General features: G+C 55.8%; 20 protein-coding genes. 9 read left to right on the top strand and 11 right to left on the bottom strand.

Annotation, left to right across the window (positions count from 1 at the left end; translation table 11 throughout):
- Positions 1-200 precede the first annotated feature (200 nt).
- Positions 201-914 carry a uroporphyrinogen-III synthase gene (locus DS906_RS16610; protein ID WP_113791203.1) on the bottom strand — a complete coding sequence of 238 codons (714 nt, stop codon included), beginning with the start codon at positions 912-914 and terminating at the stop codon, positions 201-203.
- Positions 915-1,010: 96 nt separating this feature from the next.
- Between DS906_RS16610 and tsaD the strand changes: the two genes are divergently transcribed.
- The 4 genes from tsaD to DS906_RS16590 are packed head-to-tail and all read left to right on the top strand — an operon-like array spanning position 1,011 to position 3,760.
- Entirely contained in the window at positions 1,011-2,108 is a 1,098-nt protein-coding gene (tsaD, locus tag DS906_RS16605) for a tRNA (adenosine(37)-N6)-threonylcarbamoyltransferase complex transferase subunit TsaD (protein WP_113791202.1), read from the top strand.
- Positions 2,105-3,067, top strand: coding sequence for an NAD(P)H-dependent glycerol-3-phosphate dehydrogenase (locus DS906_RS16600; RefSeq protein WP_113791201.1), 963 nt, complete (start codon positions 2,105-2,107; stop codon positions 3,065-3,067). The genes tsaD and DS906_RS16600 overlap by 4 nt, the downstream gene beginning before the upstream one ends.
- Position 3,068: 1 nt before the next feature.
- Positions 3,069-3,338 (top strand): YciI family protein, encoded by a 270-nt coding sequence (locus DS906_RS16595; protein WP_113791200.1) that lies wholly within the window; start codon positions 3,069-3,071, stop codon positions 3,336-3,338.
- Complete coding sequence (locus tag DS906_RS16590) at positions 3,338-3,760, top strand: EVE domain-containing protein (RefSeq protein ID WP_113791199.1); 423 nt, start codon at positions 3,338-3,340, stop codon at positions 3,758-3,760. The genes DS906_RS16595 and DS906_RS16590 overlap by 1 nt, the downstream gene beginning before the upstream one ends.
- A 213-nt stretch (positions 3,761-3,973) precedes the next feature.
- On the opposite strand, the gene DS906_RS16585 is transcribed toward DS906_RS16590, so the two are convergent.
- A complete protein-coding gene (locus tag DS906_RS16585) occupies positions 3,974-4,315 on the bottom strand; it encodes a DUF2853 family protein (RefSeq protein WP_113791248.1) in 342 nt (113 codons plus the stop codon).
- Between the two features lie 198 nt (positions 4,316-4,513).
- Here DS906_RS16585 and DS906_RS16580 point away from each other — a divergent pair, with 198 nt between their 5' ends.
- On the top strand, positions 4,514-5,161 hold the full coding sequence (locus DS906_RS16580; RefSeq protein ID WP_113791198.1) for a DUF899 family protein: 648 nt from the start codon (positions 4,514-4,516) through the stop codon (positions 5,159-5,161).
- Between the two features lie 17 nt (positions 5,162-5,178).
- On the opposite strand, the gene DS906_RS16575 is transcribed toward DS906_RS16580, so the two are convergent.
- From DS906_RS16575 to DS906_RS16565, 3 genes are all read right to left on the bottom strand, one after another.
- On the bottom strand, positions 5,179-5,928 hold the full coding sequence (locus tag DS906_RS16575; RefSeq protein WP_113791197.1) for an extensin family protein: 750 nt from the start codon (positions 5,926-5,928) through the stop codon (positions 5,179-5,181).
- A gap of 14 nt (positions 5,929-5,942) precedes the next feature.
- Positions 5,943-7,331: an adenosylhomocysteinase gene (ahcY, locus tag DS906_RS16570; protein WP_113791196.1), complete on the bottom strand. Its 1,389-nt coding sequence runs from the start codon at positions 7,329-7,331 to the stop codon at positions 5,943-5,945.
- Positions 7,332-7,434: 103 nt separating this feature from the next.
- Positions 7,435-7,749 (bottom strand): hypothetical protein, encoded by a 315-nt coding sequence (locus DS906_RS16565; protein WP_113791195.1) that lies wholly within the window; start codon positions 7,747-7,749, stop codon positions 7,435-7,437.
- A 204-nt stretch (positions 7,750-7,953) separates the two neighbouring features.
- On the opposite strand from DS906_RS16565, the gene DS906_RS16560 reads away from it, so the two are divergent.
- On the top strand, positions 7,954-8,547 hold the full coding sequence (locus tag DS906_RS16560) for an HD domain-containing protein (protein WP_113791194.1): 594 nt from the start codon (positions 7,954-7,956) through the stop codon (positions 8,545-8,547).
- 11 nt (positions 8,548-8,558) lie between these two features.
- Positions 8,559-9,272 carry a hypothetical protein gene (locus DS906_RS16555; RefSeq protein ID WP_113791193.1) on the top strand — a complete coding sequence of 238 codons (714 nt, stop codon included), beginning with the start codon at positions 8,559-8,561 and terminating at the stop codon, positions 9,270-9,272.
- Positions 9,273-9,576: 304 nt separating this feature from the next.
- On the opposite strand, the gene DS906_RS16550 is transcribed toward DS906_RS16555, so the two are convergent.
- The 6 genes from DS906_RS16550 to DS906_RS16530 all read right to left on the bottom strand — a co-directional run bounded on the left by DS906_RS16550 (position 9,577) and on the right by DS906_RS16530 (position 12,607).
- A complete protein-coding gene (locus tag DS906_RS16550; RefSeq protein WP_113791192.1) occupies positions 9,577-9,948 on the bottom strand; it encodes a VOC family protein in 372 nt (123 codons plus the stop codon).
- An 81-nt stretch (positions 9,949-10,029) separates the two neighbouring features.
- Positions 10,030-10,215, bottom strand: coding sequence for a hypothetical protein (locus DS906_RS22070; RefSeq protein WP_147235290.1), 186 nt, complete (start codon positions 10,213-10,215; stop codon positions 10,030-10,032).
- Positions 10,216-10,223: 8 nt separating this feature from the next.
- Positions 10,224-10,619 (bottom strand): DUF805 domain-containing protein, encoded by a 396-nt coding sequence (locus DS906_RS16545; RefSeq protein WP_113791191.1) that lies wholly within the window; start codon positions 10,617-10,619, stop codon positions 10,224-10,226.
- 92 nt (positions 10,620-10,711) lie between these two features.
- Positions 10,712-11,206 (bottom strand): lactoylglutathione lyase family protein, encoded by a 495-nt coding sequence (locus DS906_RS16540; protein WP_058279291.1) that lies wholly within the window; start codon positions 11,204-11,206, stop codon positions 10,712-10,714.
- Between the two features lie 139 nt (positions 11,207-11,345).
- On the bottom strand, positions 11,346-11,900 hold the full coding sequence (locus tag DS906_RS16535; RefSeq protein WP_058275167.1) for an ActR/PrrA/RegA family redox response regulator transcription factor: 555 nt from the start codon (positions 11,898-11,900) through the stop codon (positions 11,346-11,348).
- Between the two features lie 86 nt (positions 11,901-11,986).
- Positions 11,987-12,607, bottom strand: coding sequence for an SCO family protein (locus DS906_RS16530; RefSeq protein WP_113791190.1), 621 nt, complete (start codon positions 12,605-12,607; stop codon positions 11,987-11,989).
- 92 nt (positions 12,608-12,699) lie between these two features.
- Between DS906_RS16530 and regB the strand changes: the two genes are divergently transcribed.
- Positions 12,700-14,097: a sensor histidine kinase RegB gene (regB, locus tag DS906_RS16525; protein WP_113791189.1), complete on the top strand. Its 1,398-nt coding sequence runs from the start codon at positions 12,700-12,702 to the stop codon at positions 14,095-14,097.
- A gap of 85 nt (positions 14,098-14,182) precedes the next feature.
- Positions 14,183-15,691 carry a PAS-domain containing protein gene (locus DS906_RS16520; RefSeq protein ID WP_113791188.1) on the top strand — a complete coding sequence of 503 codons (1,509 nt, stop codon included), beginning with the start codon at positions 14,183-14,185 and terminating at the stop codon, positions 15,689-15,691.
- Positions 15,692-15,706 lie beyond the last annotated feature (15 nt).

Here is a 15,706-nt window from a genome sequence, read left to right as displayed (position 1 = left end):
GCTTCGGCTTCGGCTTCGGAAAGGGCCTCGTCTAGCGGCTCATCCGCGTCAACGACTGTCTCATCACGCTGCGAGGTGAATTCAACCGTTTCGTCCGACTTGGGGTCTTCCACCGGCTTTTGATCGGTTTTTTTCTTACGAGCCACCGCGACGTTCCCCTTATCGAATCCAATTTCATATGAATAACAGACCACTCTAAGTTAATCAGTGGTCTCGCCACGCTCAACCCGCATCGCGTGTTTGACAAGCTTTTTCACGGCTTTCCGCATTTTCTTGGGTGTCGGCTCTTTGGCGATCTTCAGGCGCTCATAGTCCAAGGAATAAAGGGGCTCGGCCGTGGCTTCGCTAATGGCAACCAACCACAAGGGCGCGGTTCCGGTCCAAATTTCGGCAAATTGTCGCGCCGTTCGGGGCGAAAACAGCGGTGCGAGAACAGGTCTGTCACCGGATGTGGCCGCAGCCGCTTCGGATGTCAGCGGTAACAAACGCTGTTGATAAACAATCTGTTCGTGAACCGTCAGCCCCGATTCGGTCAGACGCCCGGCAACATTTCCCCGCGTATGTTCACCCCTGAGATGCAGCAACGGGCTTTCAGGCCGGTGTTTCAACAGGTAGGCTACCAGTTCTTCGGCGGTATTACCCACCATCAATGCATCCCATCCAGCCCCTTTGGCGGTTCCAGTGGTCGCCGGACCAACACAATAAGCGGGCAGATCGGGTTTAACGCCCAGCGACGCGGCGGCATTAACCGAGTTGGCCGAAGTAAAGATCAATCCGCGAATTCCGTCCGTTTCAACCGCAACCCTCAGGGGTCGGATTTCCAGGATCGGAGAATAGATGACATCCGCCCGCGACCTGACGCGGTCCGACAGCTGTGCCACAAACCTTTCAGAGGCGGCGCGAGGGCGGGTCATCAACAAATACAATGGCGGGGCCTTCGGCCTTGGGATTGTTTGCGTCCGCGCAGGGTGATACCCCGCTTGCGTGTCATGATGCAACGGATCAGGCCTATGGTGCAAACACTTACCGTTCTTGGATTGGAAAGCAGCTGTGACGACACGGCCGCCGCTGTTGTGCGCCAATCCGATGGTGCGGGTGCCGAGGTTCTGTCCTCCATCGTTCACGGCCAGACCGAGCTGCACAGCGCATTTGGCGGGGTCGTGCCCGAAATCGCGGCGCGGGCCCATGCCGAAAAGCTGGACATATGTGTGGTCCAAGCGTTGGAGGCCGCCGACCTGACGCTGACCGACATGGATGCGATTGCCGTCACTGCGGGTCCCGGCCTGATCGGCGGGGTCATGTCCGGCGTCATGTGCGCCAAAGGGCTGAGCGCTGCGACCGGGCTTCCCTTGATCGGTGTAAACCATCTGGCCGGTCATGCGCTGACGCCCCGGTTAACGGATGGCATAGCCTTTCCCTACCTGATGCTGCTGGTTTCAGGCGGGCACTGCCAGTACCTGATCGCGCACGGGCCGGAACAATTTACCCGACTGGGCGGAACCATTGACGACGCGCCCGGAGAAGCGTTCGACAAAACCGCCCGCCTGCTGGGCCTGCCGCAACCCGGCGGTCCTTCAGTGGAGGCTGAAGCACGCTCTGGCGATCCCAAGCGTTTCCGGTTTCCCCGACCTTTATTAGATCGGCCAGGATGTGATCTCTCCTTTTCGGGGCTGAAAACCGCGTTGATGCGGATGCGGGATCAGATTGTTGCTGAAAAGGGCGGCCTGACCCGTCAGGACCGCGCTGATCTGTGTGCCGGATTTCAGCAAGCTATCGTCGATACTCTGGCCGAGAAAACCCGCCGCGCGATTGATATGTATCTTGAGGAAAACCCAACTGATCCAGTCATTGCCGTCGCTGGTGGTGTGGCCGCCAATACCGCCATTCGGTTTGCATTAGAGACTGTTTGCGCAGAAAAAGGCGCGCGCTTTACCGCACCACCACTCAACTTGTGTACCGACAATGCCGCCATGATCGCCTATGCCGGAATAGAACGGTTTCGCATGGGCGCACGCGATGGGCTGGACCTGACGGCCCGTCCACGCTGGCCGCTGGATAAAACCAGCCCCGCGATGTTGGGCGGCGGCAAGAAAGGCGCCAAGGCATGAGCGTTTCCGTTCTGGGGTCCGGCGCATTCGGCACGAGCCTGGCCATTTCACTGGCCCGGAACGGGCCGGTTACGCTGTGGTCTCGGGATCCGGATCAGGCCCAGCACATGCAGACAGAACGTGAAAACACCCAGCGTTTGCCAGGCGTGGCTTTGCCTGCTGATATCACGGTGACATCAAACATCGATCAGGCGACCAGGGCTGATGTCGTGCTGATGGCCGTCCCCATGCAGAAATTGCGCGACGCCCTGCTTGAACATGCCTCGGCTCTCGCCGGAAAAACCTTGGTGGCATGCTGCAAGGGTATTGAGCTATCGTCCGGGCTTGGACCCATATCTGTGATCCGGCAAACGATTCCGGATGCGCGACCTGCTTTGCTGACCGGGCCCAGCTTTGCCGACGACATTGCGCGCGGACTGCCGACCGCGCTGACCCTGGCCTGCGCCGATGAGACGCTTGGCCGGACGTTGCAGGAAGATCTGACCACAGCGAATCTGCGCCTTTATCGCACGTCCGACGTGATCGGGGCCGAATTGGGCGGCGCTTTAAAAAACGTGATCGCCATTGGATGTGGCGCTGCAATCGGAGCCGGGTTGGGCGACAGCGCGCGCGCCGCCTTGATGACACGCGGGTTTGCAGAAATGCAGCGCTTTGCTCTGATGCGCGGGGCGCGACCCGATACGCTTATGGGATTGTCTGGATTGGGGGATCTGGTCCTGACTTGTTCGTCTGAACTGTCCCGAAACTATCGCTTTGGCCTATCATTGGGTCGGAATATCCAGTTCGATACCCACACCACTGTTGAAGGGGTCGCCACAGCGCGGGCTATGACAGAAATTGCTACCGCCGAGGGTTTGGATATGCCTATCAGTACAACGGTGGCAGACCTAAGCAGTGGCGCATACAGTGTTACCGAAGCCATTCAAACCCTGCTCAATCGACCCTTGAAGGAGGAATAATATGCTGATCGCTCTTATCGCCCGTGACAAGGACGGCGCGCTGCAAACCCGGCTGGACAATCGCGCTGCCCACCTGGCCTATATCGAGGAAACGGGTGTCGTTGCGCAGGCGGGTCCCTTGCTGGGCGGCGACGCAATGATCGGCTCGTTGATCATTCTAGAGGTCGAAGACATGGCAGCAGCACAAAACTGGGCGGATAATGACCCTTACGCAAAAGCCGGATTGTTCCAGTCAGTTGACCTGATTGCGTGGAAAAAGGTCATAGGCTGATGGCGTACTGGCTGTTCAAATCCGAACCATCGACTTGGGGATGGGACCAGCAGGTTGCCAAAGGGGATGCGGGCGAAGAATGGGACGGCGTGCGCAACTATCAGGCGCGCAATTTCATGCGTCAGATGGCAGTTGGCGATCGCGGGTTCTTCTACCACTCGCAAAAGGACAAGGCGATTGTTGGTATTGTCGAGGTCTGCGCCGAGGCGCACCCCGACAGCACCACAGATGATGAGCGTTGGGAATGTGTGGACATCAAGGCCGTTCGCCCGTTCGCAACCCATGTCACGCTGGACCAGATCAAGGCTGACGAGCGTCTGGGGGAGATGGTGCTGGTCAAAAACTCTCGCCTGTCTGTTCAGCCGGTCAGCGATGCGGAATGGCAGGTGATCTGCGATCTGGGCGGCACGCAGGCCACTTAATACAAAATTAAAGGGAAGGCCCTGACAGATGCAGAACCTTCCCTACCCCGCGTGCTCCCGACTCACCACACGCGTATGGAAATTTTGGCTCTGACCGTCCTGGTCACGTCCTGACACTAACCGATCCTTGCGGCGCAGTTCAAACGGCAAGTACTTAAAATTGGAAACGCCCGCCAGGGATCTGACGGGCGCTGCAAAAAAGGTGTAGCGGGATCAGCCGAAAACAGCCTCTTTGCCGAAGTGCTTGGTCAGCATGTAATACACGACGGCGCGGTATTTGTTACGCTCGGACATGCCATAGGTTTCCAGTGCCTTGTTGATCGCTTCCATCAATTCCGGTCCGTCCGACAGGCCCAGCTTTTTGATGAGGAAGTTGTTCTTGACCGTTTCCAACTCACCTTCCTGAGTTGCCGCGACTGTCGAGGCGTCGGCGTCATAAATTGCAGGGCCACAGCCGATTGTGACTTTGGTCAGCAGATCCATATCTGCGTCCATACCGCATTTGGACTTCAGGTCCTCGGCGTATTTTGCGATCAGGTCGTCGCGTTTTCCCATGGTTATCTCCCGGTTGAAACTCGTTTTTGGCCATACCAGCGCCGCAGACACGGTAACGGGAGCGGGAATTTGCACAAAGGGAAAAATTAGCGGCATTCCCCCTAAACCACGCCGGTCTGACCTTAGGCTTGATTTTGATGACCTTTTATTTAACAATAATGTTAAATATATCACTCGTTCTGGACCCAGGAGGCCACAATGCCCGTGTCGCTACCCAACGAAACTTCGCAATACAGAACCGCACGAAACACCTTGCTGTCGGCTGAAGCTGAGCTGCGGGCTCAGATTGAAAATGTTGCAAAGCTGCGTCGCGGCTTGCCCAAAGGTGGGGCAGTTCCGCGGGACTATGTATTCCGCTCAGACCGGGGTGCGCCGACACCGCTGTCGTCTTTGTTCGGATCACATGACACCTTGGCTATATACTCGCTTATGTACGGGCCGGATGCAGAGGCACCTTGCCCGATGTGTTCTGCGTTTCTGGACGGGTTGAATGGACAGATCGCCCATATATCGCAGAAAGTCGCCTTTGCGGTCGTGGCGCAAACCACCTGTGAAAGGCTGGCAGCGCTGAAAGCGGATATGTCGTGGGATGATCTGCCACTTTATTCTGCATTGGGCACAGACTATCAGCGCGACTATCTGGCCGAGGCCGAGGATGGAAGCCAACTGCCGATCCTGAACGTCTTTCAGCGCGATGCGGACGGCATAAGCCATTTCTGGAGTTCCGAGCTGTTCTTCGAGCCCAGCGACTGGCATCCGCGGCACGTGGATGCAGCGTGGCCCCTGTGGAATATTCTGGATTTCACACCGCAAGGACGCGGAGACTTCTTTCCGTCCCTGCGTTAAATACCCATCAAGGTGACCTATCGGCAATAACCCCAACCCGGACCCTGCAGATGAAAGTGATCCGCGTGCAAGCGATTGAAATCAGGACCCAATACCACACGAAACCAATCACATGCGCCGCGCCAGATCTGGCGCAGAAATTGACCCTCAGGTCCCTCGGCGCCCCAATCGGATAGCAAGGTCAGGCTGCGCCCATCAACGAATTGCAAACCAATAATATCAATGGAATCCGCCTTGGCATGACTGCTCCAACCACTGCTCTGACCCTGAGCGGTACGCATCTGGCGGCAATTGTAACTGCCCACATGCCGCAACCGACTGACCTGCGTGCCCAAAAGATCTCTCGCAGTGGGTTGAATTACATGATGTTCCCACATGGCCAGCCGCAGAGTGGTCGCGCAACTGGTTTCAACGGCATTTACATCCGATGTCACCAGCGCAGACAACAGACCGCGCCCGGTGATGCCGCAATTCTCATCCACGACCAGATCATCCATCGCTTCAAAACTCGCACCGGCGTCGGCCAAGGCGGCGCGGCACTGTACTTCGTTCGCCAACGCGCGATTAAGCTGAAACCGGGTGATTGGCGTGACTGGCGCGGTGATTTTCAGTTCTCGCAGCGGGTTCCAATGCGACTGCACGGGTGTTTCCGGGTGCGCCAACAACCACCATCCTCCCCCTCCGAACAGGATGGCTACAACGGCGATACTGAAAACAAAAGACGCCGCCGATAACAGGAATCGGCGGCGTCCGGAGTGTTTGCTCATGCGTTTTTTCGCACTCAATAACGGTAATGTTCCGGCTTGAAGGGGCCTTCGGGATTCACGCCAATATAAGACGCCTGCTCGTTGTCCATCTTGGTCAGCTTGACACCGATGCGATCCAGATGCAGACGCGCAACTTTTTCATCCAGATGCTTGGGCAGGATGTAGACGTCGTTGTTGTACTGGTCGCCCTTGGTGAACAGCTCGATCTGCGCCAGAACCTGGTTGGTGAACGAGGCCGACATCACGAAAGACGGGTGACCGGTCGCGTTACCAAGGTTCAGCAGACGGCCTTCGGACAGCAGGATCAGTCGGCTGCCCGAAGGCATCTCGATCATGTCCACCTGTTCCTTGATGTTGGTCCACTTGTGGTTCTTCAGGCTGGCCACCTGAATCTCGTTGTCGAAGTGGCCAATATTGCCGACAATCGCCATGTCCTTCATCTCGCGCATATGCTCGATACGGATCACGTCCTTGTTGCCGGTCGTGGTGACGAAGATGTCAGCATTCGCGACTTCGTCTTCCAACAGAGTGACCTCGAACCCGTCCATCGCTGCCTGCAGGGCACAAATCGGATCAACTTCGGTCACTTTCACACGGGCACCGGCACCGCGCAGCGAAGCGGCCGAGCCTTTGCCCACGTCGCCATAACCACAGACAACGGCAACCTTGCCGGCCATCATGGTGTCAGTGGCGCGGCGGATGCCGTCAACCAGCGATTCCTTGCACCCGTATTTGTTGTCGAACTTCGATTTGGTGACCGAGTCGTTCACGTTGATCGCGGGGAACGGCAGTTGGCCGTCTTTCACCAGCTGATACAGGCGGTTCACGCCAGTGGTGGTCTCTTCGGATACGCCCTGAATCTGGTCACGCATCTTGGTGAACCAGCCCGGTGAAGCCGCCAAACGCTTGCCGATCTGCGCCTTGATAGCCTCTTCTTCTTCTGACGTCGGAACAGCGATGATATCCTCACCCGCCTCGGCGCGAGCGCCCAGCAGAATGTACAATGTCGCGTCGCCGCCATCGTCCAGGATCATGTTGGGGCCATCGTCGAACAGGAAGGACTTGTCCAGGTAATCCCAATGCTCTTCCAGAGTCTGACCCTTGATGGCGAAGACAGGAATGCCAGCCTCGGCAATTGCTGCCGCCGCGTGGTCCTGAGTCGAGAAGATGTTGCACGATGCCCAGCGCACGTCCGCGCCCAGCGCGACCAGAGTTTCGATCAGAACAGCTGTCTGAATGGTCATGTGCAGCGAACCGACGATACGCGCGCCACTCAATGGTTTGCTTTCACCGTATTCCGCGCGCAAAGCCATCAGGCCCGGCATCTCGGTTTCGGCAATATCCAGTTCCTTGCGGCCAAACCCGGCCAATGAAATGTCTTTGACGATATAGTCCCCGGCCATCAGGTGCTCCATTCCGGTAAATCACAGTCCGGGCAGCCCCTAGCACTCCTAGGGGCAGGTGGCAACGTGGATGGCCGGTAAGGGGATAAACCGTCCGTCTAAATCAACTTGGTTCACCCTTTAGCTCTAACTTTGGGATCGCTTCAAAAAAATCGGTGCCAACGGCGACAATACAACTAATGCCGTTCGCCTGGGTCACCAGAACCGTATAGCTTCCGGTTTCCTTCGAGGTCCAAACCTCCATAACAGCCCGTGCGCCCCGCGTTTTCTGTAATCCTCCAAAGACCAGTTCTTCTGAATAACTGTCCTGCAGTTTGGCAATCACATGTTCGCGCTGTGCACAGCTTTTGGCGAAGGCAGGCGGCGCAGTGGCGGCCATGCCGAAGGTCAGGGTTATAGCAAATAGACGTTTGAACATAACATGCTCCTTTCGATACGCGTTTCAGTACGAGAGGGGCACTACTGAAAGGAGTACGCCCCCCTCAGTCCATATGTCGGGATCAAAACGTGCAGGTTCAAAGCACGAAAGCTCAATAAATTGTTGGCAGCCTGTGATCCAGACAGGTACATCATAGCACAAAAGCGCGAAGTTAACGTGTCCTAGTTCACAAGGCATGGCAGAATGGCAACACAACCCAGAGCATGGCAGCGAATGCTTTCCGGTCGCAGACTGGACTTGCTGGACCCGACGCCCGTGGATATCGAGATTGTAGATATCGCGCACGGTCTGGCCTTTGTGGCCCGCTGGAACGGTCAGACAGCAGGTGATTTTGCCTATTCCGTAGCCGAGCACTCCCTTCTGGTTGAAGAGCTTTTCGGCCGGATTGCCCCCAAAGCCCCGGTAAAATGGCGATTGGCCGCGCTGTTACACGATGCGCCGGAATATGTGATCGGGGATATGATCTCTCCGGTCAAATCCGCCGTTGGCCCCGATTACGGCGCACTGGATGACCGTTTGGCCGCCGCAATCCACATTCGGTTCGGCCTGCCGGCGGAGGTGCCCAAAACAGTGAAACGGCAGATCAAAAAAGCCGACAAGATCAGCGCCTGGATGGAAGCGACACAGATTGCTGGGTTTTCTGAGGCTGAGGCGACCAAATTCTTTGGTCGGCCAGATAAGGCAGTAATGGAGGGGTTGCCGATCACGCTACGCCCGCCGATTGAGGTGCGGCGAGCGTATTTGGCACGACACAATACACTGCTGCGAGACTTGTAAGGACATTTGTAATGACAAAGCTGTTTCTCACAGTTGGTTTAGTGTTTTGCATTGCATTTAAAGTATCTGCATCTCCTGAAGACGACGCGAGGTACATTGCAAGCCAGTTTTTTCTGGAAGAACAAATTCATGAGATGAGAGAGAACGCCTCAGAGTATTATGTTGAATATTTAGCAGGCCTTTTGAATAAGCACAACGTTAGGCTAAAAGATCCAGAGCGCCTTGAAGGTTTCGTTCCTGAAGAAATTACAGATATCGCAATTGACGGATATATTAATAAAAGCACGCAACGAGTTCTTGATGCCTTCAATGCACAGCAGCTGAGTGAAATCAGAACATTTTATCTCACAGGCACTTGGCGGAAATTGAGTCTGCTAAATTATGAAGAATTGACAACGGGGAAGGAGGAAAAAACCGTTATCCTCCCTCAAGATCTCGGATACGAAGAATACAAGATCCGGCAGTTCCTTTCCCCACAAGAGTTCCAGGATTTTCAAGAATTCGTTGAGAGCGAAACTGGAAAAACCTTTGTTGAAAAGTATAGCGAGGTACATTTTTTGATGGTCCTGGATGCGATAACCGCACCCATGTACCTAAGACGCGGCGAAGCAACGCTAAGAACAGAATTTGTACTCGATGCGCTTAAGACAAAGGGCATATTCGAATTCTCAAATCCCATTGCGCGCAGAGACTTTATTGCGAAGATCGAGAATGAGCTTCAATAGAGGTCAGTCCACCAACACCCGCTTGAGATCATAATTATCGCGGACTGAGGTTCGCCAATGTCCGGCGGCGCATGTACAGGCACCATGCGGTTTCGAAATCGTTCCGGTCGCACGACTCATAAACCCGCTAAATACGCTCCCAACGGATGCGATCCGCGTTTGAAAGATTTTCCAAGGCCGAGGCGACAAAGTTCTTCGGTCGGCCAGAAAGGGCAGTGATGGAGGGGTTGGCGATTACGCTACGCCCGCCGATTGAGGTGGGGCGGGCGTATACTGAATGTCACATGGCTCTGCTGACGCAGCTTTAGCCGAAGACGTAAAAACACAGCTTGTTGCCGTCCAGATCGCGAGCATAAGCGCCGTAGAACCGATCAGGGACGCGCTGGCCGGGTTCTCCTTCATCTGTAGCACCAAGGCTGATTGCCTTCTCGTAGAGCGCCTTAGCCTCATCCTTGGAGCCAGCTGCAAAAGCAACCATTCCGCCATTACCGGTCTCGCAGGCTTCGCCATCGTAGGGTGAGCAAACAGCGAGCATAGGCGCCGAAGGGTCATTGCCAATGAAAGCGATGCGACCAGCGTCGATCACAACCTTTGCGCCCTTGTCGGCAAACAGTGTCGTATAAAAACTTTTAGCGCGCTCCAAATCCGAAACGCCGATGGTCACATAGCCGATCATTGATTTACTCCATTGTGACGAAAGATGAATTCCCTGCCCGAGCCTCGGGCAAAGTGGTACTGGTATCAAGTCACTAAACTGTCAGGACCGGCGCACTATTGCAGACTTTTCCTGGGCCAGGGCATTCAAGGATTTTGGGCGGCCGAAAAAAGCGGTGATGGAGGGGTTGGGGATCACGTTGCGCCCGCCGACAGAGGTGCGGCAGGCATACACTGAACGGCACGAAGAACTGCTGTTGATACTGTAGCCTGAAACGACGATTTTCATCCCACAAATCAGGGGAAGACGTCGGGTTCTCCAAACTGGTTTGAACCACTCTCACTTGGCTGAATGTAGAAGTACAACAGGACCAGAGTTCCGATTATCGGAATCAAGCCAATCAACAGCCACCAACCAGTTCGTCCGATGTCGTGCAAACGTCTGACTCCAATCGCCAGATTGGGAAGCAAAAGCCCAAGCGAAACCAAAACGGAAAGCGGTTGTCCGGCGTTCGGCTCAAACACCCCAAATCCGAGCATCGGAGCGATCAAAGCGCCATCAATTATTCGCGTCACCAGAAGAACGAGAAGAACGGCCAGAACCCACCACCAAAACGTCGGGCGCGAAGAACGCCCATTGAATTTGGCGTAGTTTGACAGAGCCCTTCGAAATGCCGTCGTGAGATTGTTCATGCCATCCTCCGCAATTGGACGGCATTCACATATCACTATTTCAAATTATTTAACACGGAAACTACCAGATTGGTGGTCTGCCAACAAACAAGTCACGCGTATGCCCCGGCCGAATAGGTTAGTTCATAAGAATGACTGTATAGCTCAAATACGTTTCCAAACGGATCTTCCATGTAGACCATGCGATAGGGTTTATCGCCAGGGTAGTATTTGCGAACCTGCTTCATTCGCTGTTTTCCACCAAGCTCTTCGATGATCTTGACCCGTTCTTCAAGGTTGTCGTCCTGAACACAAAAATGGAACAACCCGCGACGCCAATATTCGAACGGCCTCTCTTCTTCGATCGTGTTTGGAAACTCGAAGAGTTCAATACCTATACCATCCCCCATCGAAAGATGAGCAATCCGAAATGAACCCCAGCCTTCTCCAAAAACATCGTCACACATCTGACCTATGGCACTATCGTCATGCAGCACTTCGGTGGGCTCCATAAGCACATAGAGTCCAAATGCCTTAGAATAGAATTCTACCGCTTTTTCCAGGTCTGGAACAGTTACTCCGATGTGTGAAAAGGTTAGTGCAGGCATTTTTAGAGACTCCTCGTTCCGCAGCAAACAAAAGAAAGGGCATCAGCAACCCTTGCCGATACCCCCGAAATAGTGCGCTTGTTTCTGTCTCCACGTCCAGAGCGAAGCAAAGGTCCGCTTTGGTCCGGCCAGAAGAGATTTAACGCGGACTGCGCTTCGCCAATATCCGCTGCAATGTCCGACGGTGCATGTTCAGGCGCCGTGCGGTCTCGGAAACGTTCCGGTCGCACAGCTCATAGACACGCTGGATATGCTCCCAGCGCACGCGATCCGCGCTCATGGGGTTTTCTGGTGGTGGGGGCAGTTCGTCGCCCTTGGCCAGCAGCGCGTTGGTGATGTCGGTGGCGTCGGCGGGTTTCGACAGGTAATCCGTGGCGCCGATCTTGACCGCAGCCACGGCGGTGGCAATCGCACCGTATCCGGTCAGAACCACAACCCGGCTGTCGGGGCGCTTTTCGCGCAGAACTTCGACCACATCCAGACCGTTGCCATCCTCAAGCCGCAGATCAACGACCGCATAGGCGGGCGGGCGAGCGGTGGAAATGGCGCGGCCTGCAGCGACGGAACCTGCGGTTTCAACCTCGAACCCGCGTTTTTCCATCGCTTTTGCCAGACGTCTCAGAAACGGTTCGTCATCGTCCACCAAAAGCAGCGTTTTATCGGGGCCGATGTCGAGGTCAGAGCTGTCCGCCATATTCTGTTCTTTCCGCTATTTCACGCCTTTGGCTTAACCATGAGTAATAGCAGCGCCATCCCAAAGGTCAAACAACCCGTCGTTTTCTAGATTTTGTCGAGGAAACACCCAACCTTGTCGGCCATCTGCTCGGCGGTGTCGTCCCGGTTGAAGAATTCGATGAACCCATCCTCGGGCGTGACAAGATAGGTAAAGGTCGAGTGGTCTACCAGATAGTACTCATCGCTTTTGTCATGGGCCTTGTAGTAAGTTTTGTAGGCCTTGCTGGCGGCCTTGACCTGCTCGGGCGTGCCGGTCAGCGCGATGGTCTTGCCGCCCAAGTTAAAGGCATAATCGGCCATCACTTCGGTCGTATCGCGATCCGGGTCAATTGAAATAAACAAGGGCGTCACGGACTGGCCACGCTCGGCAAGAAGGTCCACGGCCTCAGCATTGCGGGACATATCGAACGGGCAGACGTCGGGGCAGAAGGTATAGCCGAAATAAACCAGCGTCGGCTCGGTGATAACATCGGTGTCGGTGACCGTTTCGCCCTTGCCGTTGAGCAGTTCAAATGGCCCGCCGATGGCCGCCGTTCCGCCAGCAATCTGACTGGTCCGGCATTGTGCGAACTTGTCATCTGATCCGGCACCGCGCGTCAGCAGCCACATGGCCCCCAGGCCCACGGCAAGAACAACGGTTGCGAGGATGGCATAAAGACGGACCATGACATCAATCCTGACATAAGAGGGGTTGTTGATCGTTTCGGCCGGGACACCTATCAAGAAGTTCAGCCGATGCAACAGGACATAATCGACCGATGGCAAATTCCAACATCACATTATGGCGCGGTCAGGAACGCAGCAGCTGGATTCGGCTGCGCACCCTGATCCTGTTGCGCTGGGTGGCCATTTTCGGCCAGATCACGGCGATCACCGTCGCGCAGCAAACTTATGACATCCAGCTGGACGCAACGCTTTGCTATCTGGCGATTGGCGTCTCGGTCATGGGGAATCTGACTGCAATTCTGCTGTTTCCCCGCAACAAGCGCCTGTCCGAGTTCGAGAACTTCCTGATGGTGCTGTTCGACCTGCTGCAGCTGACCATTTTGCTGTACCTTACAGGCGGGCTGAACAACCCGTTTGCGCTGTTGCTGGTGGGGCCTGTCACGATTTCCGCGAGCGTCATGAGCACCCGGTCAACCCTGATAATCGGCGGCGTTGCCATTGCCCTGACAACGCTTCTGGCTGAATTCCACCTGCCTTTGCGCACCGCACTGGGGGCGGAACTGGACATCCCAGATATTCTACTGTTCGGAAACTGGGCCGCAATCGTCATCGCAATTGTCTTTCTTGGCGCGTATTCGCATCGCGTCAGTTCAGAGGTGCAGTCCATGTCCGAAGCGCTGGCTGCCACCCATATGGCGCTTGCGCGCGAACAGAAGCTGACCGATCTGGGGGGCGTGGTAGCTGCCGCCGCGCATGAGCTGGGGACGCCTTTGGCAACGATCAAACTGGCGAGCTCCGAGTTGATAGAGGAATTGGATGACCGACCCGACCTTATCGAGGACGCCGCCCTGATCCGCGAGCAGGCGAACCGTTGCCGCGATATCCTGCGGGATATGGGCAGGGCCGGAAAAGACGACCTGCATCTGCGTCAAGCCCCGCTTTCGACCGTGGTGCACGAAGCGGCCGAGCCGCATATCAACCGTGGGAAGACCGTTCATTTCTTCGAAGGTCCGGCCGAGGATGGCGATGTGCAGCAGCCCTCGATCCTGCGCAAGCCCGAGATTATTCACGGCCTGCGCAATCTGATCCAGAACGCGGTGGATTTTTCGCGCGGAAATGTCTGGGTCGAGGCGGAGTGGTCGACCAAACAAATCACCGTCAGCATCATGGATGACGGTCGTGGATATCCGTCGCAGATGATCGGCCGGATCGGCGATCCCTTCATGCGCCGCCGCCGCAGTGAGACCGACAAAAGGACCCGTCCGGAATATGAAGGCATGGGTCTGGGTCTTTTCATTGCCAAAACGCTGCTTGAACGCAGCGGAGCAGAGCTGGATTTCGCCAACGGATCGGACCCATACCAAACCCTGTCGGATAACCCCGAACGCCGGGGCGCGATCGTCAAGGTGACCTGGCCCCGTAACCTTGTGGATGCGCAAACCGGTGATACGCCTGTGCCTTCGGGTGTAAACCAGCGTTTCCAAACCTGATCTGACACGGGCTAACATTGGTTAAGACCCCGTTAACCATTGAGGCGCATAGTACCGCTTCTTGGTTTCGCGCACCGGAGGGCGCATGGTCGACTGGATCATTCTGGCCATCATCGGCCTTGTTTCCGCAAGCCTTGCCGTGCAGTGGCTGTTGCCCCGCGGGCGGGAACGGGGGGACAACTTTGGCCTGTCCTCACCTGCCTCTTTGTTTGATGCGGCCTTTCTGTTTGATGGTGACCGGCTTATCAGTCACTCGGACATCGCATTGGAAGGGTTCGAGCAGGTCCGCGACTGGGCCGATCTGTGCCGACTGCTACACAGGGATTTTCCGACATTCCCCGAAACACCTGACCGGATCCGGCGTGAAGGCAATTTGGTCATTCCGGCCATCGATTGCACGGTTGAACGCGATGTTCTGTGCGAATGGATAGACGGCATTGTACGCGTTCAGCTGCGCGACCGTACCGATTGCCCCTCGATACCTCAAAGCGCATCAAATGATCCAAACCGCCTTGCCATGGAAAAAGCGCCCTACCCTGTCTGGTTGTTGGATCATCAGGGCGATGTGCGCTGGTGCAATGCCGCCTATGTTTCTCTGGTGCGCAAAGTGCGGGATCAGGACACGGACCTGACCGCACCACTGTTTCCGATCCCCGATGTCGACCAACGGCTAAGCGCAAAGGCGCGGGTCTCAATTTCTTCGGCGTTCAGTGAAAACAAGCTGTGGTTCGATCTGACGTTGGTAGATCACCCCGAAGGGCACTTGTCTTATGCCGTGGACATCAACGCAATCGTCGAAGCGGAGATGGCGCAGCGCAAATTCGTTCAGACCATGACCAAGACCTTTGCGCAATTGCCCATCGGGCTGGCTATTTTTGACCGTAACCGTCAGCTGGCACTGTTCAATCCGGCCCTGATCGACCTGACCACCCTGCCCCCGGATTTCCTAAGCTGCCGCCCCAGCCTGTCCAGCTTTTTCGATCGCCTGCGGGATCAGCACATGATGCCCGAGCCCAAGAATTACCGCAGCTGGCGCAGTCAGATGAACGACCTTCTCGAAGCGGCGGAAGACGGGAATTATCAAGAAACATGGTCCCTGCCCTCCGGCTCGGTTTATTCGGTAAGTGGCCGCCCGCACCCGGACGGAGCGGTTGCCTTTTTGATTGAGGACATCACGGCCGAGATCACTCTGACCCGCCGGTTCCGGTCAGAAATGGATCTGATGCAATCCATTCTGGACAAACTGGCCGACGCCATCGCCGTCTTCAGCGACGATGGTACACTGGCTTTTACCAATTTCGCCTACCAACAGCTTTGGGGTGATACGGGCGACGCAGGCTTTGATGCGGACTCCGTTCGTGAGGTGACCAAAAGCTGGCAGGAACATTGCACCGCGACGCCGATCCTTGGCGAAATTCGCGATTTTGTAGAGGCGCGGGAAAATCGAGCGGAATGGTCGGGCGTGATCTATCTGCGAAACGGTATCCAGGTGTTGTGCACTGTCAGTCCGATGCAGAACGGGGCCACCATTATTCGTTTCTCGGTGGATCGGGATGCGCTGATGCGGCAAGAGGCCCAGCAAATCAGCGCCTGAACCGGGTTGCAGCCA

Origin of the sequence: Ruegeria sp. A3M17 (assembly GCF_003318255.1) — a bacterium.
Lineage (GTDB): Bacteria > Pseudomonadota > Alphaproteobacteria > Rhodobacterales > Rhodobacteraceae > Ruegeria.
The sequence above is the reverse complement of the archived record's forward strand: the minus strand, read 5'-3'. Positions and strand labels throughout refer to the sequence as shown.

Excerpts from the sequence above, each read along its gene's own strand:
- DS906_RS16610 (WP_113791203.1), bottom strand. The coding sequence starts at position 914 with ATGACCCGCCCTCGCGCCGCCTCTGAAAGGTTTGTGGCACAGCTGTCG.
- tsaD (WP_113791202.1), top strand. The coding sequence starts at position 1,011 with ATGGTGCAAACACTTACCGTTCTTGGATTGGAAAGCAGCTGTGACGAC.
- DS906_RS16600 (WP_113791201.1), top strand. The coding sequence starts at position 2,105 with ATGAGCGTTTCCGTTCTGGGGTCCGGCGCATTCGGCACGAGCCTGGCC.
- DS906_RS16595 (WP_113791200.1), top strand. The coding sequence starts at position 3,069 with ATGCTGATCGCTCTTATCGCCCGTGACAAGGACGGCGCGCTGCAAACC.
- DS906_RS16590 (WP_113791199.1), top strand. The coding sequence starts at position 3,338 with ATGGCGTACTGGCTGTTCAAATCCGAACCATCGACTTGGGGATGGGAC.
- DS906_RS16585 (WP_113791248.1), bottom strand. The coding sequence starts at position 4,315 with ATGGGAAAACGCGACGACCTGATCGCAAAATACGCCGAGGACCTGAAG.
- DS906_RS16580 (WP_113791198.1), top strand. The coding sequence starts at position 4,514 with ATGCCCGTGTCGCTACCCAACGAAACTTCGCAATACAGAACCGCACGA.
- DS906_RS16575 (WP_113791197.1), bottom strand. The coding sequence starts at position 5,928 with ATGAGCAAACACTCCGGACGCCGCCGATTCCTGTTATCGGCGGCGTCT.
- ahcY (WP_113791196.1), bottom strand. The coding sequence starts at position 7,331 with ATGGCCGGGGACTATATCGTCAAAGACATTTCATTGGCCGGGTTTGGC.
- DS906_RS16565 (WP_113791195.1), bottom strand. The coding sequence starts at position 7,749 with ATGTTCAAACGTCTATTTGCTATAACCCTGACCTTCGGCATGGCCGCC.
- DS906_RS16560 (WP_113791194.1), top strand. The coding sequence starts at position 7,954 with ATGGCAACACAACCCAGAGCATGGCAGCGAATGCTTTCCGGTCGCAGA.
- DS906_RS16555 (WP_113791193.1), top strand. The coding sequence starts at position 8,559 with ATGACAAAGCTGTTTCTCACAGTTGGTTTAGTGTTTTGCATTGCATTT.
- DS906_RS16550 (WP_113791192.1), bottom strand. The coding sequence starts at position 9,948 with ATGATCGGCTATGTGACCATCGGCGTTTCGGATTTGGAGCGCGCTAAA.
- DS906_RS22070 (WP_147235290.1), bottom strand. The coding sequence starts at position 10,215 with ATGAAAATCGTCGTTTCAGGCTACAGTATCAACAGCAGTTCTTCGTGC.
- DS906_RS16545 (WP_113791191.1), bottom strand. The coding sequence starts at position 10,619 with ATGAACAATCTCACGACGGCATTTCGAAGGGCTCTGTCAAACTACGCC.
- DS906_RS16540 (WP_058279291.1), bottom strand. The coding sequence starts at position 11,206 with ATGCCTGCACTAACCTTTTCACACATCGGAGTAACTGTTCCAGACCTG.
- DS906_RS16535 (WP_058275167.1), bottom strand. The coding sequence starts at position 11,900 with ATGGCGGACAGCTCTGACCTCGACATCGGCCCCGATAAAACGCTGCTT.
- DS906_RS16530 (WP_113791190.1), bottom strand. The coding sequence starts at position 12,607 with ATGGTCCGTCTTTATGCCATCCTCGCAACCGTTGTTCTTGCCGTGGGC.
- regB (WP_113791189.1), top strand. The coding sequence starts at position 12,700 with ATGGCAAATTCCAACATCACATTATGGCGCGGTCAGGAACGCAGCAGC.
- DS906_RS16520 (WP_113791188.1), top strand. The coding sequence starts at position 14,183 with ATGGTCGACTGGATCATTCTGGCCATCATCGGCCTTGTTTCCGCAAGC.